Origin of the sequence: Peribacillus asahii (genome assembly GCF_004006295.1) — a bacterium.
GTDB classification, from domain to species: Bacteria; Bacillota; Bacilli; order Bacillales; family DSM-1321; genus Peribacillus; species Peribacillus asahii_A.
Map to the genome: position 1 here is coordinate 2,959,120 of NZ_CP026095.1, position 23,178 is coordinate 2,982,297.

A 23,178-nucleotide genomic window follows, 5' to 3' on the forward strand; every position below is an offset into this window, starting at 1 on the left:
TGGATATGAGTAATATGGATATGAATAATATGGTTAACTAGCCACCAGCGGGAGATGAAGGCTCCCCACTGATGGAAGTTCTACTTTATTTTAATTATCCACTGTATTTTCTCGACTAACAGGCATTGTTTCGTTAACACTTTTTTCCGGCAGCATCATTTGTTTACCAGAGAAATTCTCTAACAAATCTTTCACATCAATACCTGAAGAAGCTTTTAAAGATTCCTGTAAGGTAGACATTAAGTTCGTTGCATAAGCTGTGACTTTATTGGCACCGCCATTTTCACTGCTTCCCCCCGTATCCACAACTGTAATTTTATCAATATTTCCTAGTGGACTAGCTACTTGCTTCGCATATTCAGGAAGCATTTTTAAAACCATATCCATCACAGCCGCTTGGCCGAACTGCTCGAATGCCTCTGCAATCTTTTGCTTTGCTTCCGCTTCGGCAGCCCCTTTTAAGCGAATAATTTCCGCTTCTGTTTCTCCTTGTGCTCCTTGTGCTCTTTGTGCTTCAGCTCTAGCAAGCCCATCCATGTGAACACGCTCAGCTTCCGCTTTAGCCATCGCTTCAATTTGATACTTATTCGCATCTGCTTCTGTGATTTGTTTCATTTTATTCGCCGATGCAGCCTGCTCTACAGCATAGCGATCGGCATCTGCTTTTTATGACTAGTGAGTTTTTTGTCCAAATCTCTACTTACATTCGTACTCTAAGGCTCAACTTAAATTTTAATAGAAAAAGCACATTGGACACAAAATACTAAAATTAAATACTGAGGTCTCTTAAGTTAAATATTTATTTTGTATTAGAATATGCTTTTCCACTTCAAAAAAGTAGACACTCTCTTTATGTATCAGATAATTTTTTTATCGCAGCCCCATCGCCATCAAGTTAAAGTTTTATAGACCCCCAGAATTGCTTTACCTTTTTTATCGCCCTGCTCGGCTACTTATTGGCAAAAGTACCTGGATTTGACCATGTTGGGCAATTAGCACCCGCTATTATAATAGCTGTCCTATATCGGCAAATCTTAGGTTATCCGGAAATCATTCGTGCAGGGATAGGATTTTCTTCAAAGAGACTGTTACGTTTTGCCATTATTTTATATGGTCTCAAGCTAAATATCGGTACTGTTCTTCATGATGGATTAGGCTTGCTCGTTCGTGATACCGGGGTTATCATTTTCGCGATTTTATTAACGGTGTGGTTAGCTAAATGTATGAAAGCTGACAAAAATATCTCTCTTCTTCTTGGAGTTTGCGGCGCAGCAGCCATAGCAGCTATCGCACCAATTGTTAAATCAAAGGATGAAGATACAGCAATTGGAGTCGGAATTATTGCATTAGTTGGTACCATTTTTGCGATTACTTATACCATTTTACAGCCTATCTTACCTTTGTCAGCTGTTGATTACGGAATTTGGTCGGGGATTAGCTTGCATGAAATTGCTCATGTTGCATTAGCGGCAGCACCTGCAGGAGATGACGCACTGGCCATGGGCTTACTGGGAAAATTGGGCCGTGTGTTTCTTCTTGTCCCATTGTATTTCATATTTATGTATATTATGAAGCGAAAAAGCCAAAGTCAGGATCATTCTGACAATAAGATTGAATTCCCATGGTTTTTAATCGGATTCATTATAATGAGTATTTTCGGAAGCTATGTACTTGGGTCCCTTATTCCCGTTTCAACAGGATTTATGGATGGCGTATCCCAACTTACCACTTGGTATTTAACAGCAGCCATGGTAGGTCTCGGATTAAATGTAAGCCTGCGTGATCTCCGTAATAAAGCATTAAAGCCTTTAATTGCTATGGGGATTACCTCCATCTGTCTTTCTATTTTATACTCTAGAAAGTTTTATGAGAGTAGGAGTCAATCAATTTATCATTCTAGTAATTCATAAAAAGACACATGACCCTGTCAATACCTCATACCCATCAAGTTAAAAACATGATATAAAAAACAAAAACATGACCACCCTTATTCAGTGTACCAGTGTACAGCTGAATAAGGATGGTCATCAATCTAGAGTTGAACCAGCGTTCTCTCATTTAAACTTCAACAGAATCTAAAATAGATATAACACTGCGGACAGTCTGAGCAGATCGATTTAACGCATCTTTTTCTTCCGCTGTTAAAGAAAGTTCGATGATGCTTTCAATACCGTCTCCACCTAAAACTGTAGGGACGCCTAAATAGATATCACTATAACCATATTCTCCTTCTAAAAAAGCGATGGAAGGCAAAATTCGTTTCTTATCCTTTAAAATTGCTTCTGCCATTTGTACCATAGAGGCAGCCGGGGCATAATAAGCACTGCCCTGTCCAAGTAAATTAACGATTTCACCCCCGCCTTTACGCGTTCTTTCTACAATCTCCTCAATGCATTCAGCTGGTAGGATTTTATCCAATGGGATACCTCCAGCGTAAGAATAGCGTACCAATGGAACCATATCGTCACCATGTCCGCCAAGTACAAAGCCTGATACGTCTTCAACGGATACATTCAGCTCTTGTGCAACAAATGTGTTAAAGCGAGCAGTATCTAACACACCTGACTGCCCGATGACACGGTTTTTCGGAAATCCTGTCGTTTTATAGCAAACATATGTCATGGCATCTACTGGATTACTTAAAACAATAATATAGCTATTAGGAGCATATTGTTTCACATTTTCAGATACTTGCTTCATAATTTTCGCATTTGTTGCGACTAAATCATCACGGCTCATTCCTGGTTTACGAGGCAGACCTGCTGTTATTAAGACTAGATCTGCATCTTGAATATCTTCATAATTCGATGTACCTGTAATATTGGCATCAAATCCTTGTACCGGGCTTGCTTCTAGCATATCAAGTGCTTTCCCTTTTGTAGGATTACATTGAGAAGGAATGTCTACTAATACTACATCTCCAAGTTCTTTTTGAGCCATCATAAGAGCCGCTGTTGCACCTGTAAAACCTGATCCAATAACAGCAATTTTTTTACGTTTGAAGGCCATTTCTTTTCCTCCCTTTCACTATCTCCCCTGCATCTGTCCATAAGTAACTCTCACCAAAATGTTATGATTTTTGCTCAGCAGGTGGTTCATCTTTTTCCTCTGCTGTGTTTAAGCCTGGATTTTGTGCAGGCTGAGACGCTGATTTCGGTTTAGCTCCCTCATTGGGACTTTTTTTACTTACCTTAGGTGTTTTTGTTGAGCTCTTCGTTTGTATTTCTTCTTTCTTTTGAGTCTTTAATAATATTTGTCCGATTCCTTCATCAGGATGCGGAATTACGTGAGCAGATATTAACACACCAACTCGAGCCGCTGCTTCCTTACCTGCTTCTATCGCTGCCTGAACGGCGCTTACATCTCCCTCAACGAGTACGGTTACAAGAGCACCATCTACCTTTTCCTGTTTCACTAAGCGTACATCCGCCGATTTTACCATTGCATCCGCAGCCTCAATAGAGCCGATCAGCCCTCTCGTTTCAATCATTCCTAATGCCTTAGCCAAACTTGCCACCCCTTTCTACATCGACAGAATCAATAATCCCTATAATGATTGCGTCAATTGGTAATCTTGTTTCCGACGTCATATTTGCAGACGCACTTCCTTTTGTGACCATTACTGCATCACCAATTCCTGCCCCGATACGGTCAACAGCAATAAATGGTGCATCCACAGCTGATCCATCTGGAAGCTCAGGCTGAACAATTAAAAATTTCAGGGCCCGCAAATCGTCTTCTTTTCTTGTTGCCCAAACGTTACCAATTACCGTTCCCATTTGCATGAACATCCACCCCTTTTGAATCAATCACACAGATGCTTTTCCCCAATTCCCGTGCTGTATCACGTGCTAAAGGGGTCACAATTGTTTTTTGACAAATCATAATTTTTTCTTCCTTGCACTTTTTCACATCTGTTTGTGTTAAAAGCTTTTTAGTAGATGAAACCGGTTCATTAGTGTGGGACTGTTCCTCGTTTAATGGCGATTGAATAAAAGATAAGAAAGATTCTACTTTTACCCCAAACTTTTTCAACGTCTCTTTATACTGAAGCAAGTGGGAAATATATTCCCTGTTAATCATCACTCGATTATCTCCAAGAATGATTCTTCCCAAAGAAGTGGAGGGAATCAAAGAAATTGGGACTCCAGCTAAAATATATCGAGCTAATAGTTTGCTTTCATGGGTATCCGTAATACCAACTGCCCCTTTCACAAGCAAATCTTGTGTGGCATCTAAAAAAATAACTGCTTTAGCAGTTTCGGGAAAATCACTTTCATTCGCATCGTTATAAATTACATTCCATTTCGTTTCGAGTTTTATCAATTGAGAAGGGTCTAAATCTTGCACACCCTTCACAATTAATAAATCCGGTTTGGGTTTTGCACTTTCCCAAATCGTTGCCATGTCAAGCTTTTTTAACACCTCAACAACGATTTGGTCAATTAGTGTCCGATCCATCATAACGATTCTTCATATTTATATAGGTGCCCTATTGCACCTCCTGAAATATGCCCCGCATTAGCTTCATCTGTATCAATATGCATTTCAAGTTTATATCTTGGAGATACACGAATTAACACTTTTTCAAATGTGACAGGCCGCTCATTGTCTATTGTAATCCGAACATATTCACCATTTTCTATGCCATATGATGTTGCATCGTCCGGTGACATATGAATATGGGCTTGGGCAATGATTAAGCCTTCTTTTTTATATAAGCTGCCCTTTGGCCCTACTAGTGTAATAGGAGCGGAACCTTTAAGATCACCCGATTCACGTAATGGCGGTTTCACACCAAGCTTAACAGAATCTGTATTGCTAACTTCCACCTGGGTTATATTACGCGCAGGACCAAGAATCCTCACTTTTTCAATGCTTCCTCTTGGACCTGCGATTGTAATGGTTTCGTTAGCAGCAAATTGACCTGGTTGCGATAAATCTGCCTTTTTTGTCAACTCATAGCCCTCACCAAAAAGAGCTTCTAAGTCGCTTTTACTTAAGTGACAATGTCGGGCAGATACAGCCATAGGGACTGAATTATTTTTAGAGGTGCTTTTCCCCAATTTCTGCAAAACCTCTTCTACAATCAATTGAATGGCTTGTTGATTCATGTCTTATACTCCTAACGTACCTGACTTAAAGTTCAATATCCAATTTTGGCAAAATGCTTTCCAATTCGTTATGAGGGCGTGGAATGACATGGACGGAAAGAACTTCTCCGACACGCTGGGCTGCTGCTGCACCAGAATCAGTTGCCGCTTTTACAGCACCTACATCACCGCGTACTAGAACGGTTACGATGCCGCCGCCCACATGAACTTTACCAACTAAATGTACGTTCGCAGCCTTTACCATTGCGTCTGCAGCCTCAACTGATGCTACTAATCCTTTTGTTTCAATCATTCCTAATGCTGTTAATTCTCTTGTCATTGTCTATTCCTCCTAATTAGTTCGTTTGATATTTTTTTACTACTTGGTTTACCATTTCTGCAATCACCTGTGAATCCATTGGGACTTGAGGCTTCAATTGATCCATAATTTGCTCAACGATTTCGGTTACATTCGGCTTTGATTTTGGATCCTTTAAAACCGATGAACTTTGTTGAGATGGTTTAGGAATAGAAGCTTCTTTAATACCGTAAGCCATTCTCTTAATATTTATTAAGTGGCGGGCAGTTACATTGTCGGAAGTAATGTTACCTCCGAATGAACCGCAGCCGAGCGTGAAGGAAGGCATCAGACCTGTTGTTGCTCCCACAGCTCCAATTGAAGAAAGAGTATTCACCATAAGCCTTGAGACAGGCATTTCAAGAGCAAACTCTTTCGCGACGCTATCGTCATTCGTGTGAAGAGATAGGCTATGCCCTCTTCCCCCGAGATTTAACAATCTTAAGCATAATTCTTTTGCTTCCTCATAATTATCAGCCGTGTACAGCGGGAATATCGGTGAAAGCTTTTCAATGGAAAATGGAATGTCTTTTCCTATTAAAGTCTCTTCTGCAATCAGAACTCTCGTATCAGAAGGAACCGAAATCCCAGCCATTTCAGCAATCTTGATGGCACTTTGACCTACAATGTCTGGATTTAATTTTCCTGGTACAGGAGAGATGACTTTTTCCATAACCACTTTTTCTTCCTCATTCAAGAAGTAGGAACCTTGGTTTTTCAGCTCTCTTACGGCCATTTGCTTAACATTTCGATCTACAACGATTGCTTGCTCTGTGGCACAAATGGTTCCGTTATCGAACGTTTTACTGTCTACAATCATTTTTATGGCCTGTGGAACGTTCGCAGTTTTTTCGATGTAGACAGGAACATTGCCCGGGCCTACACCATAAGCAGGCTTACCTGAGCTGTAAGCTGCTCGAACTAAGGCTCCTCCGCCCGTTGCTAATATTAAATTTACGTCCCTATGCTTCATTAATTCGTTTGTTGCCGCCATGGAAGGCTTTGAGATCCAACCGATCAGTCCTTCTGGTGCACCTGCTTCTATAGCAGCGTGCAAACAGATTTTAAGCGCCTCCACCGTACATTTCACCGCACGGGGATGCGGACTCACAACCATCGCATTTCTTGTTTTTAGTGCAATTAATGTTTTGAAAATGGCAGTTGAGGTCGGGTTCGTTGTTGGAATAATACCTGCAATCACTCCGAAAGGATAAGCAACTTCCATGACTTTATTTACTTGGTCTTCGTTGATAATCCCAACCGTTTTTTCGTCTTTAATCGATTCATAAACTGCCCGGGAACCTGTTTCGTTTTTGATTTTTTTGTGTTCCACGATACCCATTCTCGTTTCTTCCACAGCCATTTGGGCTAACTCTTGTGATTTTGCAAATGCGGCATCTGCAACCCGCTTCACAATTTCATCTACTTGGGCTTGAGAAAAAGCTAGATATTTTTGTTGTGCTTCTTTCGCTTTTTGTACCGCATCCCGCATCTCTTGTATCGATTGAAGATCATAATCAAAATTCACCAATGACACGCTCCTTTCTAAATTGTTCAAAAGATCAATATTGAATTGGATTTCTGGCAATGTTTAAAATGGCTTCCCGAAAAGCATCTGCTGCTGCTTGACAAGCTGATTGAGATCCAGTGAGTAATCCCCCACCAAAGTTTGTTTCAGATGGTGGTCCAAAAAACTTTACTAGTTCTACATCAGCCGCCTTTAAAGCAACGTCAAGTCCATACACAGCTTCCAGAGGGGGAGCAATTAAATAGGCAAGTGGCTCACCTTGGTCAATTCCTGCTTCCTTTGAGAGATAGGTCCCGGATCTTGCAACAACATGTGCATAAAAAGCATGGCTTTTATCCCCATTTACCGCTTCAAAGTACGCAGCAGATTCGACTACTTGAAAAACTGCGTCCATCCCGCTTTTGACTTCATCAGGATTGGAACCGGCCAAAACGCCAATCATTTCACCTGAAAACGGACCTGAAGCATGTGCGGCCCCTGCATAAAACGATCGTCCATATACGACCTCTACGTCCGCTTTTTTTGTTGCCTCATCTAATGCGGTGTATCCGATATCATCAATCGTCGATGTAAAGATGGCTAAGCTTCTATAACGGGGCTCTAGCTTAAATTGTTCGGCTAGTGCAGGATCGACGTTTGGGATCAGACGAACAGCTAAAATCTCAGCATGAATACGTTCCAAAGTCACTCTCCTTCCCCCCTATCGTTCCTTTTTAACAAGCGATACTCCGCTGGCCTCATATTTCAATACCTTTTGAATCACAGTGCCAAGGTATGCACCTGCCTCAACAGGTGGAATACCGCCTTTGTGGATATTTGAGACGACCATTCGCTCAGCTTCAATCGTTCCTCTCCTTGGCTCATAGCATAAATAAGCACTCAAGGATTCAGCACTTATTAGTCCTGGACGCTCTCCAATTAATAAAATAACGACCTTCGGCTGAAGAAGTTCGCCGACATCATCCATGACAGCTACTCTGCCCTTTTCGATGTAAAAAGGCGTTCCCATATTGAGCCCCGCACTTCTCAAAGATTGTTGAAGTGATAAATACACATCCTCTAAATTTGCATCTATAGCCTTTGAGCTCAATCCATCGGAGACGATCACTTGAACAGTTGGTGCTTTCTCACATCTTTGTTCAATCATTTTTTTCGCTTCATCTGATAGTTTTCGACCGTAATCCGGACGACGGATATATACCTCTTTATCCGTCACTTTTGTATTGACTTTAAAAAGATCCAATCGATTTAAAAGCTCATCGTTTACATCTCCGTATACAGCATCCACCGCTGCCGCATGGTCAAAGCGGAACTTTAACCAAGTATCTGTTCTTGGACGCAAACCGGCTCTTCCGATACCGATTCTTGCAGGAGTTTTGCTCATAAGGATTTCGAGCTCTTCTTTGTTGACCGGATTTCTAACTCCGGTTATTTTTTCTCCAGACTTGACAGGTTTCTTTTCTTTCTGCTGCATTGTTGCCTGGCTTATAACCGGATTAGACTGTTTCATGTCGTTATGCTTTCGGAACTTGACAAGCGCCTGCTCGGAGTCAACCACACTACTTTCCAACATTTCTATCGGAAGAGAAGAATCTACATGGCAGTTACTAGAGCTGGATGTATGGTTCCAAAACTTAACTCCTCTATTCGCTGACTTAGCTGCCTCTGTGGTACTCACTAGCGAACTTGGCTGTGATTGTAATTTTTCAACAACCAATCTTGTTATTTCCTCTATTAGCTCAGGATTCATCTTATCCACCTCCTATCGTGTAAAAATGGTCGGATCTCCTGCTCGTGTACTCAACTTGCCTTGTTCAAAAATCCCCATTTTCTCAAGCCATTCTTCAAATAGCGGGGCAGGCCGTTTATTCAGCGTTTGCCTTAACGTAGCGACGTCGTGATAGCTCATGGATTGGTAATTTAACATACAGTCATCGCCCATCGGTGTCGCTATGATAAAATTCACGCCTGCAGCTGTTAGTAAAACACCTAAATCTTCAATGTCGTTTTGATCAGCTTTAATGTGGTTTGTATAACAAATATCCACACCCATTGGAATTCCGTGCATTTTAGCCATAAAGTGATCTTCTAAACCTGCACGAATGACTTGTTTGTTGTTATACAAATACTCTGGACCGATAAACCCAACAACCGTATTCACAATATATGGATCGTAATAACGGGCAAATCCGTAATTACGCGACTCTAACGTCACTTGGTCAATGCCAAAATGGGCTTCTGCTGATAGTTCAGACCCTTGGCCTGTCTCAAAGTACAAACGCTGAGGCCCTGTCCCCGTTCCGAGAGTTTTTGCTAATTCTCCAGCTTCTTCTAAAAGAGAGGCTGAAATACCGAAAGAACGGTTCGCTGCTTCTGTCCCTGCGATGCTTTGGAAAATCATATCAGCAGGCGCCCCTTGTTCAATCGCCTTCATTTGTGTTGTAACATGGGCTAACACGCAGTTTTGAGTCGGGATCCCCCAATCTTGAATAAAATCCTGTGTTGCATGCAGCAGTCGTTTTACACTCTCGACCGAATCATCGACCGGGTTAATCCCGATAACCGCATCTCCAATTCCGTAAGAAAGACCCTCTTTCAATGAAGCAATCATGCCTTCTACATTATCGGTAGGATGGTTTGGCTGAAGTCTGGATGCCAAAACACCCTTCTGACCTATCGTAATATTGCACTTTGTTAAAATTTCTAGTTTGTTTGCTGCATGGACCAAATCAAGATTAGACATAAGCTTAGCAACCGCGGCAATCATCTCACTGTTTAAACCTAGGCTGATTCTTTTTAAGTTTTCTCCAGTTGTTCCGTCACTTAAGATATACTCTCGAAGCTCTGCAACCGACCAGTTTTTAATGGATTGATAGATTGGCTCATTTATTTGACTTTCAATAATACGGGAGACCTCATCTTCCTCGGATGGGAGCATTGGATTTTCACGAATATCAGAAAGAGTCAGCAGGCTTAACACTTCTTTTGCAGCAATTCGCTCTTGCACAGTCTCTGCCGCAATTCCAGCTAAGCGATCACCAGACTTTTCTTCATTCGCTTTAGCAAACAAATCTTTTAATGTTGAAAACTGATACACAGTTCCTAAGTAATTTGTACTTAACTTCAACTGTGAGTCCTCCTTTCTTATTTGTGGAATGTTAAAGTTTTGATAACGACAGGTACAACGCTTGTTTCCAGCAATGTCCCAATATCTAAATAGTCACCATGTTCCACTTTAATTTGGTCAATGCAAATGACATTTTGTGTCGGATCCTGAGCATAAAGTGTTTGCCCAAGTACTTTGGCGTGATCGCTTTCTAATACAATCACTAGAGGCTTGTCATGCCTCGTCTTTTGTGTCATTGCTTGTAATAAAGAAGCTGCCAGCTGCTGGATATCCCGGAAACCTAAATGGGGAAACTCCGTTAAATACAGGGCAAAATTTTGACCTTCATGTTGCGGATCATACATTTCAATCGCTTCTGTTACGGCATTCGCTAACTTATCGATTCCAGTCTGAAATTCGTATTCAAAATGAACTTGATAAACAGGTAAATTTCGAACCGGCAATTCTTTGCTATCAACTTGTATCGTTGCTCCGCTAATTTCGGTCGTTTGTGTGCCTGCCCCTAAAACCGTTGCCCGAACTGTTTCTTCCGGCTCAATCCATCGCCACATCGCTAGATTCGTATTTTTTTTAATAGAAGCTGCTAACATCATTCCAATATCATCGTATTGGACTGCTTCGGGAGAACGGTTCTCGTATTGATAGATACATTCACTAATCCCTCCTGAAAACATAATGGCGTCAATATCTTCTGTCCAATCTGGTTCATGTCCTAAAAGAAGAGCATGATCCTCTTTTAAAAGTGCCCGTTTTAACATGCGTGACACTACTTCAGCCATGTAATCCGTGATTGCTTTCATATCTTTCTCTGCGGGTCGATCTCCTTCAGTGGTGGCTGCTCCCCATTGCTGAAGCACTTTTTTGACAGATGGCGAGATACTATGAATTCTATCTCCTGCAAACTCTACTAATCTGCCGCCTATATGCAAGGTACAAGTTCCACAGAGTCTGCCTGATTTGTAGACTGCAACGTTAGCAGTGCCGCCCCCAATGTCTATATTTGCAATAGTCTTTCCGGTTTTTTTCGAGTATTGATAAGCACCAGATCCCTTTGCAGCGATAATACTTTCCAAGTCAGGACCTGCTGTTGCAACAAGAAATTCACCAGCGTGGCTGGATAGATGATGGATCATCTCTTCGGCATTCTTTTTCGTAGCCGTTTCACCTGTAATGATGACAGCGCCTGTTTTAATATCTTGGAGCTGAATCCCCGCTTTTTCATATTCCTTTTTAACTAATGTTTCCACTGCTGCGATATCAATAGTCGTTGGGGACAGGAGAGGTGTTCGATAAATGGGACTGCGATGGATGACCTCTTTATCGACAATCTCAATACGCGGCATATGCGTTCCCCCAGCCAGATTCATGAGTGAGAACTTACTTATGACAAGTTTCGTTGTACTCGTCCCAATATCAATCCCCGCACTGAATATATCTTCTTTTTGTGGATCATAACGATTCATGCCCCCATCTCCCCAATAAAAAAAGACGCCTCATACGAACGATCCGACTTGAAATCGTTGTATAAGGCGCCTTTGCCTGTAAATTTTATTGTATAAACATAATATAAAATATATTCTGCCTTTTGTAAAGGGTTTCATTTAAAAATAATATGATTGGATGGATGGTTCGCTATATACTCTTCCATCTCTTGTAATGATTTACATTTTACCAGATTACGAATCTCCTGCAGCCCCTCACCTTTAACAGAAGAGGTAATGACAATGGGTCCTTTCGGAATAACCTGCTTCAACCCGGCAATCGCATGTGTTACGTCAGCACGCTCCGAATCGCTCTTTGTGACAACCCCAATGGGCAGCTTATTTATCCCCATGCTAAAGCCTGGAGGAAAAATGTTTTTTTTCTTAGTCGCATCTTGTAAATACATGACATGGGTTACTTCAAGGGCAGTCGCCATAATATTTTTATAGAATAAAGGATTTTCTGTGTATTCTCCAGGTGTATCGACAATCCAATCATAATAGATTAAAGCTTGTGTTTTGACTGCCTTCACTTGTCGTTCAAGAAGTGCGTTCGTTAAGGTCGATTTACCCGCACCAATGGAGCCGATAAGCATCGCCCGATTTCCTGTATACATTGTTTTCTTCCCCCTCTTTGCATCTCCGGAATAAAAATCAAGATTTTGTTATTTTTGAAGGGGTGTAGCCCAGTGTTTCAGCAAGAAACCGGTTGATTTCACTCATTGCCATATCTACCTCTGAAACACTGCCGACAATCACTAGACTTCCTGTAAAGCGGTCCAAAAATCCAAGTTGAACATTCGCTGCTTTTGTAGCTAAATCACCAGCAATAATAACTGTCTCACTTGGAGTTAACGTCAAAATTCCTAAGGCGCCTACCTCTTGAATTCCTAACTTTTCAAACATATCTCGATCCGGGTTAGCGATTAAATGACTTAACGTCACTTGTTTTCCTGGTACGAATTCTTGTATAAAACGCTTTTTTTCCTCACTCATATCGATCGTCCTCTCATTGGTGCAAGAATAAAATTACAAAATTGCTTGAACTTCTTTCTCTTCTTCCTCATTTTCTCCTGAATGATTCAGATACTCATCTTTTCCAATAATTCCTGCTTCACGATCCTTTTTCTCCAATTCCAGAGCCTTCGGTACACATAGCCAGTACGCTAATCCAATCCCAATAACACCGGCTGAAAGCTTGCCAATGATAATTGGCAGTATTAATGTTGGTTGAAAATTGGCGGTAAAAGATAGGTGATCACCTAATAAGAATGCTGCACAGACAGCGAAAGAAATGTTAATCACTTTATCTTTTGGCGGCATGGTACGAACAAGCTTAAACATCGCTAAGATATTGGCAATCGTAGCCAGGATCCCTGCACTGCCTTCCTTACTTAATCCAAATCTTTTGCCCACCGCTTCAAGCTGATTCCCAGCATATTTTTGAAGTAAATATACCATTGGGAACGCACCTGCAAGCATAATACCAATATAACCTGCAGTCTCTAAAGCACGGAATTGATCTTCCTTGTCTGCCAAAATCGGGTGAAAGCCCCAACTGCCAAAAACGGTTGAGAATAAACCAGTAAAAATCTCGACAATCGAGAAAACAAGAACAAGCTTGATTCCGGCATCCATAATGCGCCCAAACCACATAAACCCTTTAACCATCAAATCAGGCAGGAAGTATAATCCTACTGCAATTAAAAGAACAAAGATTAGGAGTGGCGATAAATTCAAAAAGATTTTTAAGTAGCTCAAAGTGAATTCATATGTTGAATCCGCTGTAGTTGAAATGGCATCACGAACTTTTGAATTTGTCAACGTGATTAACGCACTTGAAATAAAAGCTCCTATTGGAATCGTCAATACCCCGGACATGATACCAAGAGCCATATATTTATGATCTCGTTTATCAAGCATCGCAAGTCCCACTGGAATGGAGAACACAATCGTTGCTCCAGCCATAAATCCAACGATCATGGCCATAATCCATCCTTCTTGCGATTCCTTTAAAACCTCTGCTAATTGATATCCTCCCATGTCCGTAGCTAAAATCGCTGTCGCTGCAATCGCTGGATCGGCTCCGATTGTCGAAAAAAACGGACCGCAAACTTGGTTAATAAACCATGAAAGATAAGGAATGGAAGCCATAATACCTGCTGCCGGGATGAAAATATGTCCAATCGCATGCAATCCTTCCATAAATTGTTTCCCTAAGCCCTCATCACTGTTTTTAATGGCTGCAAAAGCCCCCAAAACCGCACAAGTCATGATAATATAAATAACGATTTTACCGATAATGATCATGCCATCCCCCTCTTTGACCTTAATTTTGTTTTGAAGATAGATAACTTTTATTTAAACGGAAGATTTGCGATTGTTTTTGACTACCTGAATGATGTGAAAGGAATTACTCAAAATTCTTACTAACCCTGCTTGTCTGTTCTTTAAGAGGATTTAACCTTTTCACTAAAAAAGACAAAAAGGTGCCATGTGGTTTGAGTTGACCAAACCACTTAGCACCTTTGCTCAGGTTATTCACTTGTAATGTTACACGTTATATTTCGATATGACATGTTTTGCCACTTTTTCTAATGTTACCTGTTTATTCATGCTAATTGTTCTCATTTTTTTGTATGCAGTATCTTCGGATAAATTAAATTGCTTTATGAGAATTCCTTTTGCTTTTTCAACAATCTTCCGGTTTTTTAGCTTTTCGTTCATTTCTTGGACTTTTTCTTTGTAGGCATTCGCGTTTTCTGCTTGCTTTAAGGCAATTTCAATAGCAGGAATTAAACTAGCCTCTGAAATCGGCTTAACTAGGTAGCCTAATATATTAGCTTGTTTCGCTTTATCTATATACTCCCGCTGGCTGTATGCCGTTAAAAGCAGGATGGGAATATTAAATTTGTTCGAGATGATTTCACTTGCTTTAAGGCCATTCAGTTTTGGCATTTTTATATCCATGATGATGAGGTCAGGCTTTAACGAATAAGCTAATTCAATGGCCATTTCCCCGTCTCCTGCTTCAGCTATCACTTCGTACCCAGCGTCTTTTAACATCATGGCTATATCTAATCGCACAATGGATTCATCTTCAACAACCATGATCCGTTTATTCACCATACTCCCCCTTTTTTAACGGGAATTTCGCTGAGGCAATTGTACCTTTTTCATCACGTTTAATAGTAAATTGACCAGATAGATCGTGTTCAATCATCATTTTTACGATTTCTAAACCTAATGATGGCTTAGCTTCTTCTGGATAGCCTACTCCATTGTCCCTGACCTGCACCTCTAGAACATGACCATTGTACTGAAAGGATACTTCAATTTTTCCTTCTACCAATCCTTTGAAGGCATGCTTTACACAATTTTGAATAAGTTCATTGATGACTAATGCTACGGAAACCGCTTTATTAGATTCAATAAAGAACTGAGTTCCTGAATACTCGATTGCAATATCTGTATTCTCATGGTCCTCACAATACACAAGCATATTACCGATTTTTTCAATCAAACTAAAAATTTCCACATCATCCACACTAGAATTGGAAAGGATAATCTCATAAACTGACGCAATACTTAAGATTCGATTAAGGCTTTCCAGGAAATGAACCTTGCTTTCCTCTGGAACTCCCCTTCTCATTTGCAGTCGCAATAAACTTGCAACTGTTTGCAAATTATTTTTTACTCGGTGATGAATTTCTCGAATCATCACCGATTTGACAACGAGTTCTCTTTCCTTTTCTCGAAGTTCTGTAATATCCCGAAAAATGACCATCGTTTCATTTGTTTGACCTAAACTAATCTTTTTTACTTGAAAGACTTTATGTAGAATCTCCACTTCCCTTATCAGCAATTCGTCTGGATGAAGGAATATATCTTCAAGACACGGAAAATATTCATTAATCGGAGTACTGGCTTTACACTCTAAAGCACATGCTTCTGAAACTAAGTTAATGGCAGATGGATTAAAATATAGAATGTTTAATTGAGAATCAACAAAAAACAAAGCTTCCTCAATAACTTCAGGAATAATAGAGCTGTTTCCCGTCATACCTACTAAAAGCTCACTTAGTGTTTCTTTTGTTTCTGATAACGCTTTCATTTTTTCTTGACTCTGAATTGCTTCACTGATATCTTTTTCCTTAATCAATGCAGCGATGACACGATTGTTCAATCCTCTAATCGGGACAACGCTTTGCTCTACTGTCTTTCCTTCTTGAGTTAAGGCTCGATTCAAAAACATTTCTTTCCCAGTCCGCAATGCAAAGAATACGGCAGGCTCGAATACTTCATACACAAACTTGCCTGTGACCGGCTTATTGTAAACCGATTTTGCCGTCGCTGGTACAGCTTCTGCTACCACAATGGCATGCTTTCCTTCTTTAGTCAGGCAATCCACAAAGACATTTGCTCGATTCAAATCGGCTATTAAAGAAAGGTTTCGTGCAACTTCCTCAATCTTTTGAATGTCTTCTTCAACTAGGTTTGTATGAAGCACACATAATAAGTCTATGGATTTTGTATTTATCATTAACTTAAGCTCCCAACAATATTCTGAAAGAATAGAATATATCCAATATTATATTTAGCGATGTGAACTTTGTCAATGTTTCAATTATTTCTTGAGAAATTTTAAATTAAACCATTCACACAGAAAATACATCTTCACTTTGAAATCTTTAAATTGATCCATTTCTTGAATCACTTCGAGAGATTGTGTTCCATATATGCTGATTGACTATCTGTTCAAAATCATCCACTTTCTTTTCTTACTCATAGATAAAAAGGACTAAAAAATTTTTAGTCTTAGTTGATAAACGATTAGCTAAGTCATGTACGTTATAATTTGTTTAAATGAAATCCATAGAATTCGTCTTTACAGTTTTAATATTTTTCTGCATGGATATCTCCCGGACAATGATCATATAAATTTAACTGTCTTAGTACGTACTCTTGACTTTCCTTCTACGCATGTGAACGAACGAGTAGACAAACTAAAATGAACTTTTGAAATGGAGTACCTGTACTGAAACAAATACTCCAACGTAATGGCTTCACCTGTACTATGAGCGATCACATAAGATGGCAATGTAATGGAAGCTACTTTTCGTTCGTAAATTTCTTTAAATATTTCTACATATTTACTAAAGTCCGTAATCGTAGCTCGCTTCCCCATTGACAAACCATCCCCTGGTAAATCAAAGGCAATAACGCTCCAATCAGACATGTGACTAAAATAGATAAATACCGATTTTTCGGTATGATTTTTGCTAGCATTTCCTCTGTCACAAACATCTGAATAATTCCAGAAATAATTACTGCCAATAAAATAAATGGGAATGCTTCAATTTAGTAATCTTAACTAATCGGACTTTGAAGTTTGGAAAATAAAATTCACTAAATTTATTTAATCCTGAATTATTCACCGCAATCTAAAATTTTTAAGGATTTCATTAGATTAGTAATGCTAAGGTAAATTTGTACCAAGAAAATAGCCTAGTTAGAGAAGGTTTGAAACGAGTCTTAGGAGAATACTGATTTTTGGACAGACTCCCCCTTGGTGCGGTTTCGATTTTTTTAAAAAGGCTATTTAGTTGAATTTTAGCTGCTACACCCGGGTCAGCACGTCCCAAAAGAAGCGTTCATAGACAAAGCTCGAGGACATTTTGAAATACAGTGAGAGTCCGGATCTCACCAATTTATTCGCTACTTTAATCAAACGTGTGCGAATCGTCTGAATTTGAATGCTTTTATAGGCAGCTGGAAAACTTAGTGTACGTAGCCAGTTTGTGAAGTTATAGGCAAGCAGACTTAACATCATCCGAGCTTCATTGACGAGGAAATTATGGCTTTTCATCTGATCCAAGCCAAAGCCATCTTTCGCTTCTTTGATGAAATTTTCCATTGTGCCTCGCTGTTGATAGGACGTGACAATCGCTTGAGGCGAAAAGCTTTCACCGAGACTCGTCACAAAAAAAGCATGTGAAAAGAATAGTTCACCTGCTGGGCGGGTCGATTGAATAACAATACGACGAGGCTTTGACCAAGACGATGCTTGATAAATAGATTCTTCCACATAGCTTTTTGTCACGGACACATCACGAATTTCATGTGTTGGATGCAGTTCTTCCGCAAGTGCTTTTAACTTGGCGTTCGCTTTTAAACGAATGATATAGTACACCGATTCCTTTTCGCACAATTCATATAGCTCAGGCACCGCAAAGCCACTATCACCACGGACAAGATAAGACTTTTCAGGAAAAACTTCGTTATAGTGTTCGATGAGTGGGCACATAAAATCCACTACACCATTGGAAGTATAAACGCTCCCCGGACGCAATTGAGCTTTCAAGAAATCGCCTGTTAGCCCATCAAATACGACAAGTGGATGAAAGCTCATTGTGCGATAATGCGTGTTGTAGGACGAATTTTCTTGATTTCCGTATGTATCGGCATGTGTTGAATCTAAATCAAAAATCAGTGTCTTGGATTGTCGGGCATGATGAACCCGATCAAGTAACTTCTGATTTGCCGCTTGAAGTTGGTCCAGTGCTTGCGTGTCAAAGCGCTTAAAAAATCGAGATAACGACGGTTGAGAAGCGAGTGCAGGTGTACCAAGAATTTGTGTAAAAACCGGATCATGTGTCAAACGGTCCGCTGCATCGTTCTCGTGATAGCCGGCGATGAGCTGATAGATTTTTTGACGAAGAAGTTGTTCGTTTTCATGAATACAATACGTGCGTGTATCCTTCAAACAAAGATGCTTGGCAATAGTTTGAGAAAAGCCGATTTTTTCATCAAACTCACGGAAGATCAATTCACCTGTGTCAGAAGAAAGTGCACCTCCATCATTGGATAATTTAATAGAACGATTGAAATGTAAAGGTTTTTGCGTTAAAGTTGTCATCATAAGAATCCTTTCTTTGGTGTTTGTTTGGTCGCAATAACCTTAACAGAAAAGGATTCTTTTTTCATCTTTTAAGTGAAAAAGAGAATCCCATTGAAAAGCCGACAAGTCAGCTTTTCAGTGGGATTTTGTGTTGGTTGGTGAATAATCTAGGATAGAGTTTACAATAGGAGGTTACTATGAATAACAACCATGAAAAACTACGAATGATGATGATTATTGCTTTATTTGCTGCATTAATTGGCATCTTTTCTCAAATCGTTATTCCCCTACCACTTGTACCAATCACAGGTCAAACACTCGCCATTGGGCTTGCTGCAACCATTTTAGGTGCACGTTATGGTACATATTCTGTAGTATTATATTTATTTATCGGTGCAACAGGTGTACCTATATATGCTCAAATGACTGGAGGACTAGGCAAACTTTTCGGGCCAACCGGTGGATTCTTATTTTCCTTTGTCATTTCTGCTTTCATTATCGGATTCATTCTTGAAAAAACACGCTTTAGTATTTCGACGGCCTTTGTTGCAAACATCGTTGGAATGATTATTAACCTAACAATCGGTACTATTTGGTTAAAGTTTTTTGCTTATTTAACGTGGGAAGCAGCTTTTCTAGGAGGGTTTGCTCCTTTTATTATCGGAGGTATCATTAAGGCCTTTTTAGCTGCATGGATTGGCATTTTAATTCGATCGAGACTGGAAACTGCCAAAATGCTTCCGAAAAAAGCGACTATTTCTTAGGAAATATTTAGTAAAAAAAGCTACCACTAAATAATTTAGTGGTAGCTTTTTTTACTAACGATAGTTCACTATCGATTACGGCCCTATCCCCATAAGTCCGAGTAGAATATCTTTATATAACCCCTTTGTTATATAAAGACTATTTTACTATATTAACACTTGTTTGACAACGTATGTATGCCGCGCCATTCTTTCTTCATTATTGGTGTTGCTCATATTGTTTTTTCGTGCCGTCCTCAAATGTTACTTCAAGGTCAAATTCTTGATAATCATCTTTTAACTGAAACACTTTCAATACTTCTTGGATAACTTCCGCTTGCGGTGTATCTTGATTAAATGTTAATTGCTCAAACAGTGGCGTTAGCTCTTTCATCGCTTCATCTCCATGAAGATTTTTGTCATTTATAGAATCTTCAATAGACGCCTCTGTTTTTCCCTCTAAAGTATCATATTCAACTTCATAATCTTGATTCGTACCTTTGTAATCTACATCTAATTCAAACTCTTTAAACGAAAAGGCTGATGTCTCATTATTTGTTTGTGTATTATTCTCTGTTGTGTCATTATTCTCAGCTGGTGGATTATTTACTTCATCCTGATCTCCACAACCAGCTAACATGATAACGGCTAAGAATGGTACAAGTTTCAGTTTACTTTTCATATTGTTACCCCTCCTTAAGTTGTATATATTAGCTATTTCCTAATTGTTCACTTCTCAAACAGAGATCCGATTAAAAATGTAGACAAAATAAAAAACAGATTTATCACAAACCTGTTTCTTACTGAGGAATTACATAAAATAATACAGCAAAAAAATGAGCGACAGAGCCCGCTAATACAAAAATATGCCATACCGCATGATGAAAAGGAAAAGCTCGCCATACATAAAATATTGCCCCAAATGAGTACAATAAGCCTCCTGCAACAAGAAGTTGAATACCTGCTGATGGTAAGGTAGCTGTTAAAGGCTCCCAAGCAATGACAATAAGCCATCCCATAGCAATATACAAAATCGTTGAGATAAAAAGAAACTTTTTCACAAAAAAGGCTTTAAACACTACACCAACAACAGCTACTCCCCACACGATACCTAGCAATGTCCAGCCAAGTGCCCCTTTAATAACAAGCAACATAATCGGCGTATACGTTCCTGCAATAAAGATATAGATAGCAGAGTGGTCAAAGATTTCAAACAAATCTTTTACTTTCCCCTCAGGAAAACTATGGACAAGCGTAGAGGAAGCATATAACAGGAGCATTGACACCCCATAAATGGTGGCAGAGGTAACATGCCAAGCCGTCCCTTGCTGTGCAGCGTAAATAATTAAAAATACTAAAGCTGCGATGCTAAGCAACACACCAATTCCATGTGTGATAGCATTCACAAGCTCTTCTTTTCGGGTAAACACATGAGTATTTGCCATAATACAAACCCTCCTTCTTTTCCCTATTATACCCTATGCATCCAAAAACTCTACATAAAAAAGACCGTAAACACAACGTCTTAAACTGTGCAAACGGTTCTTCTCTTCTCCATTTAAATTGCAAAATGATGATCCCCAATCACTTTTACAACATCCAGTGTATTCATCCATTCAACATCTGAAATACTTGGGTTCCAAAAGTAAAGAGCATCCGTTAATTCATCATGATTCTCCAAAGCGTCATCCACGGCTTGAACAGCTTCCTTACTTGGCTTTTGGTTGATATGGCCATTCGCCACTGGTTGAAACTGATTCTTTTGATAAATTACGTCATGAACCGTATCTGGAAAATCCTCATGCTCTACACGATTTAACACAACCGTGGCAACGGCAACTTTTCCTTGATATGGTTCACCCTTTGCTTCTGCGTGAACAAGTCTTGCTAATAATTCTTTCTCTTCTTTCTTTATTGGTTCGGAGAACTGATTGCTCTCATTTTTATTGGATTGTATATGAGGTTTTTTTTCTATAGCGGATATTGTATTCGACGGCATTTCGCGTGGAGTGAAAAGACTTAAAACAACAATAATAGCTGTCACAATAAATGACATTATATACGTGTATTTCATTGTATCCCTCCTCGTTTAGCTCCTTAATTAGAATAACAAACTTAAAGAGAGAATTCAGGGCTAAAATATTACCAAGGAAAACAAGGAATTATTATACAAAAAGCTATTTGCAACCGTGTTTTTCTTCAAATTTTTATAGAAGATAAAATCGAGTAGAGGGAAATTAATTTAACTATTTTCGCCCCTCTCACACCACCGTACGTACGGTTCCGTATACGGCGGTTCAATTTATATTACAGTGTGTACTTTTAGATAATGTTCTAAAGCAGAGGGAAGCCCCCTCTGCTTTAGTCTTTTGTTTGAGATTGCTCTTTGAACAACTTTTGATAGTCCGATGTACCGATAACCTTTTCGACAGAAAGTTAATCCTTTCGCCTCTTCCTCTGGAATCCCTAATTGGACAAGCGATTTGATTTGTTTCTTCGCTACCTTCCATTGCTTCCAGATGATCACTCTAATTCTGGAGCGAAGCTTCTTATCTATCTCAGTCATCGCTTTTTTCATATTCGAGATTCTAAAGTAATTAACCCACCCAAGTATGACTTGTTTTAGTTTTAGAATTCGGTAGTCCAGCGGAACACTCCAATTTCGCTTTGTTAATTTTCGAAGCTTCCTTTGAAGTTTTTGTATGGATGTGAGATGGGGTTTTACTTGATATTTCTCATTCTTAAAATCGTAATAAAATCCAAATCCTAAGAATTTCAAATCTTTTGGACGGGAGATTTTACTCTTTTCTACATTGACTATCAACCCTAATTTCTTTTCTATAAATCCCACGATTGATTCCATCACTCTATTGGCCGCTTTCTCACTTTTCACAAAGATGAGAGCGTCATCTGCGTATCTTACGAATCGAAGTCCTCTATTCTCAAGTTCCTTATCGAGTTCATTTAACATAATATTGCTCAATAACGGACTGAGGTTTCCTCCTTGCGGAGTTCCAATTGGTGTTTCTTCATATTTTCCATTCACCATAACTCCACCGACTAAGTATTTCCTTATTAGAGAAATGACATCTCCATCATCAATTGTATTAGATATGATTCGCATGAGCTTATCGTGGTGGACTGTATCGAAGAATCTTTCCAGGTCAATGTCCACAACCCAGTCATGTCCATCGTTCAGAAATTCCAAACTTTTTATAATAGCCATCTCACAACTTCTTTTCGGTCTAAAGCCGTAACTGAATTCACTGAATTGCTTTTCAAATATCGGACTGAGTACTTGATGAATGGCTTGTTGAACGACCCTATCCACTACTGTTGGTATTCCCAATTTGCGCATCTTTCCATTTTCTTTTGGGATCTCCACTCGTAAGGCAGCTTGTGGTTGGTATTTTCTTGTTCTGATGCGCTGGCGCAGTTCATCCTTGTTCTCTTTCAGATATTGCTTTAGTTCATCAACTGTTACTCCATCGACACCACTTGCACCCTTATTTTTATAAACACGCAAGTAAGCTTCATTCATGTTTTGATTACTTAGAATCTGTTCTAAAAGTTCCACACTCGTTTCTCCTTCCTTCTCACGTAGTAAGTGATAGCCCCATTTTGGTTATTCTTTGAGATACGCTCATACTTTCACCATTAACACATTCGGAGTACGTCACTTACGCATTCGTGGCGTTGAAACACTATAAATTGTTCAGCCCTTCATGAATGGTTTCATTACTATGGCTTCTGCTGACTTCTTGCGGCTAACCTTTTTCGACTGTACTCCTGTACATCCGCAAGACCTCCCAGGGTAAGACAACTATCTTTCCTCTTTTACTCGCCTGATTTACTCTACAAAGTTACGCACACCTTTTGGACTTTGACTTGCTTTGGAGTCTCATCCCTTTATAGAGCCTTAGTATCAGATTTCTGTTCGTCGAGCC

General features: G+C 39.6%; 25 protein-coding genes and 1 pseudogene. 2 read left to right on the plus strand and 24 right to left on the minus strand.

Features of this window, described 5'->3' with window-relative positions:
* Nucleotides 1-90: 90 nt before the first annotated feature.
* A pseudogene (locus tag BAOM_RS14505) lies at nucleotides 91-666 on the minus strand (flotillin domain-containing protein); the annotation flags it as partial.
* Nucleotides 667-905: 239 nt separating this feature from the next.
* Here BAOM_RS14505 and BAOM_RS14510 point away from each other — a divergent pair.
* Nucleotides 906-1,910: a YeiH family protein gene (locus BAOM_RS14510; protein WP_127760884.1), complete on the plus strand. Its 1,005-nt coding sequence runs from the start codon at nucleotides 906-908 to the stop codon at nucleotides 1,908-1,910.
* A gap of 148 nt (nucleotides 1,911-2,058) precedes the next feature.
* Here BAOM_RS14510 and mdh read toward each other — a convergent pair whose 3' ends face one another.
* From mdh to BAOM_RS14605, 19 genes are all read right to left on the minus strand, one after another.
* A complete protein-coding gene (mdh, locus tag BAOM_RS14515) occupies nucleotides 2,059-3,009 on the minus strand; it encodes a malate dehydrogenase (RefSeq protein ID WP_127760885.1) in 951 nt (316 codons plus the stop codon).
* Between the two features lie 61 nt (nucleotides 3,010-3,070).
* Entirely contained in the window at nucleotides 3,071-3,508 is a 438-nt protein-coding gene (locus BAOM_RS14520) for a BMC domain-containing protein (protein ID WP_127760886.1), read from the minus strand.
* Nucleotides 3,501-3,785: a EutN/CcmL family microcompartment protein gene (locus BAOM_RS14525; protein ID WP_127760887.1), complete on the minus strand. Its 285-nt coding sequence runs from the start codon at nucleotides 3,783-3,785 to the stop codon at nucleotides 3,501-3,503. Before BAOM_RS14525 ends, BAOM_RS14520 begins: the two co-directional genes overlap by 8 nt.
* On the minus strand, nucleotides 3,760-4,464 hold the full coding sequence (locus BAOM_RS14530; RefSeq protein WP_127760888.1) for a hypothetical protein: 705 nt from the start codon (nucleotides 4,462-4,464) through the stop codon (nucleotides 3,760-3,762). The genes BAOM_RS14525 and BAOM_RS14530 overlap by 26 nt, the downstream gene beginning before the upstream one ends.
* Nucleotides 4,461-5,114: a phosphate propanoyltransferase gene (pduL, locus tag BAOM_RS14535; RefSeq protein WP_127760889.1), complete on the minus strand. Its 654-nt coding sequence runs from the start codon at nucleotides 5,112-5,114 to the stop codon at nucleotides 4,461-4,463. Before pduL ends, BAOM_RS14530 begins: the two co-directional genes overlap by 4 nt.
* A 25-nt stretch (nucleotides 5,115-5,139) precedes the next feature.
* Complete coding sequence (locus tag BAOM_RS14540; RefSeq protein ID WP_127760890.1) at nucleotides 5,140-5,433, minus strand: BMC domain-containing protein; 294 nt, start codon at nucleotides 5,431-5,433, stop codon at nucleotides 5,140-5,142.
* 16 nt (nucleotides 5,434-5,449) lie between these two features.
* Nucleotides 5,450-6,979 carry an acetaldehyde dehydrogenase (acetylating) gene (locus tag BAOM_RS14545; RefSeq protein WP_127760891.1) on the minus strand — a complete coding sequence of 510 codons (1,530 nt, stop codon included), beginning with the start codon at nucleotides 6,977-6,979 and terminating at the stop codon, nucleotides 5,450-5,452.
* Between the two features lie 34 nt (nucleotides 6,980-7,013).
* The gene (eutL, locus tag BAOM_RS14550; RefSeq protein WP_127760892.1) at nucleotides 7,014-7,667 is read right to left on the minus strand and encodes an ethanolamine utilization microcompartment protein EutL; all 654 of its coding nucleotides are present in this window, start codon (nucleotides 7,665-7,667) and stop codon (nucleotides 7,014-7,016) included.
* Between the two features lie 12 nt (nucleotides 7,668-7,679).
* Complete coding sequence (gene eutC / locus BAOM_RS14555; RefSeq protein WP_127760893.1) at nucleotides 7,680-8,729, minus strand: ethanolamine ammonia-lyase subunit EutC; 1,050 nt, start codon at nucleotides 8,727-8,729, stop codon at nucleotides 7,680-7,682.
* A gap of 12 nt (nucleotides 8,730-8,741) precedes the next feature.
* On the minus strand, nucleotides 8,742-10,106 hold the full coding sequence (locus tag BAOM_RS14560) for an ethanolamine ammonia-lyase subunit EutB (protein WP_127760894.1): 1,365 nt from the start codon (nucleotides 10,104-10,106) through the stop codon (nucleotides 8,742-8,744).
* Nucleotides 10,107-10,123: 17 nt separating this feature from the next.
* A complete protein-coding gene (locus BAOM_RS14565) occupies nucleotides 10,124-11,569 on the minus strand; it encodes an ethanolamine ammonia-lyase reactivating factor EutA (protein WP_127760895.1) in 1,446 nt (481 codons plus the stop codon).
* Between the two features lie 134 nt (nucleotides 11,570-11,703).
* Nucleotides 11,704-12,204 carry a EutP/PduV family microcompartment system protein gene (locus tag BAOM_RS14570; RefSeq protein ID WP_127760896.1) on the minus strand — a complete coding sequence of 167 codons (501 nt, stop codon included), beginning with the start codon at nucleotides 12,202-12,204 and terminating at the stop codon, nucleotides 11,704-11,706.
* A 37-nt stretch (nucleotides 12,205-12,241) separates the two neighbouring features.
* Nucleotides 12,242-12,583, minus strand: coding sequence for an ethanolamine utilization microcompartment protein EutS (gene eutS, locus BAOM_RS14575; protein ID WP_127760897.1), 342 nt, complete (start codon nucleotides 12,581-12,583; stop codon nucleotides 12,242-12,244).
* A 33-nt stretch (nucleotides 12,584-12,616) separates the two neighbouring features.
* Complete coding sequence (gene eutH, locus BAOM_RS14580; RefSeq protein WP_127760898.1) at nucleotides 12,617-13,897, minus strand: ethanolamine utilization protein EutH; 1,281 nt, start codon at nucleotides 13,895-13,897, stop codon at nucleotides 12,617-12,619.
* Between the two features lie 243 nt (nucleotides 13,898-14,140).
* Nucleotides 14,141-14,713 (minus strand): ANTAR domain-containing response regulator, encoded by a 573-nt coding sequence (locus tag BAOM_RS14585; RefSeq protein WP_127762578.1) that lies wholly within the window; start codon nucleotides 14,711-14,713, stop codon nucleotides 14,141-14,143.
* A complete protein-coding gene (locus tag BAOM_RS14590; protein WP_127760899.1) occupies nucleotides 14,706-16,130 on the minus strand; it encodes a sensor histidine kinase in 1,425 nt (474 codons plus the stop codon). Before BAOM_RS14590 ends, BAOM_RS14585 begins: the two co-directional genes overlap by 8 nt.
* Before the next feature lie 390 nt (nucleotides 16,131-16,520).
* Nucleotides 16,521-16,775, minus strand: a complete 255-nt coding sequence (locus tag BAOM_RS14595; RefSeq protein WP_252282471.1) for an alpha/beta fold hydrolase domain-containing protein — start codon at nucleotides 16,773-16,775, stop codon at nucleotides 16,521-16,523.
* Nucleotides 16,733-16,894: a hypothetical protein gene (locus BAOM_RS25570; protein ID WP_373995300.1), complete on the minus strand. Its 162-nt coding sequence runs from the start codon at nucleotides 16,892-16,894 to the stop codon at nucleotides 16,733-16,735. Before BAOM_RS25570 ends, BAOM_RS14595 begins: the two co-directional genes overlap by 43 nt.
* Nucleotides 16,895-17,207: 313 nt before the next feature.
* The gene (locus tag BAOM_RS14605; protein WP_127762580.1) at nucleotides 17,208-18,506 is read right to left on the minus strand and encodes an IS1380 family transposase; all 1,299 of its coding nucleotides are present in this window, start codon (nucleotides 18,504-18,506) and stop codon (nucleotides 17,208-17,210) included.
* A 179-nt stretch (nucleotides 18,507-18,685) separates the two neighbouring features.
* Here BAOM_RS14605 and BAOM_RS14610 point away from each other — a divergent pair, with 179 nt between their 5' ends.
* A complete protein-coding gene (locus BAOM_RS14610; RefSeq protein WP_127760901.1) occupies nucleotides 18,686-19,252 on the plus strand; it encodes a biotin transporter BioY in 567 nt (188 codons plus the stop codon).
* A gap of 199 nt (nucleotides 19,253-19,451) precedes the next feature.
* Here BAOM_RS14610 and BAOM_RS14615 read toward each other — a convergent pair whose 3' ends face one another.
* The 4 genes from BAOM_RS14615 to ltrA all read right to left on the minus strand — a co-directional run bounded on the left by BAOM_RS14615 (nucleotide 19,452) and on the right by ltrA (nucleotide 22,808).
* Nucleotides 19,452-19,913 carry a YusW family protein gene (locus tag BAOM_RS14615; RefSeq protein WP_127760902.1) on the minus strand — a complete coding sequence of 154 codons (462 nt, stop codon included), beginning with the start codon at nucleotides 19,911-19,913 and terminating at the stop codon, nucleotides 19,452-19,454.
* A 118-nt stretch (nucleotides 19,914-20,031) separates the two neighbouring features.
* A complete protein-coding gene (gene trhA / locus BAOM_RS14620; protein ID WP_127760903.1) occupies nucleotides 20,032-20,676 on the minus strand; it encodes a PAQR family membrane homeostasis protein TrhA in 645 nt (214 codons plus the stop codon).
* A 113-nt stretch (nucleotides 20,677-20,789) separates the two neighbouring features.
* Entirely contained in the window at nucleotides 20,790-21,305 is a 516-nt protein-coding gene (locus BAOM_RS14625) for a cell wall hydrolase (protein WP_252282472.1), read from the minus strand.
* A gap of 228 nt (nucleotides 21,306-21,533) precedes the next feature.
* On the minus strand, nucleotides 21,534-22,808 hold the full coding sequence (gene ltrA / locus BAOM_RS14630) for a group II intron reverse transcriptase/maturase (protein ID WP_127760129.1): 1,275 nt from the start codon (nucleotides 22,806-22,808) through the stop codon (nucleotides 21,534-21,536).
* Nucleotides 22,809-23,178 lie beyond the last annotated feature (370 nt).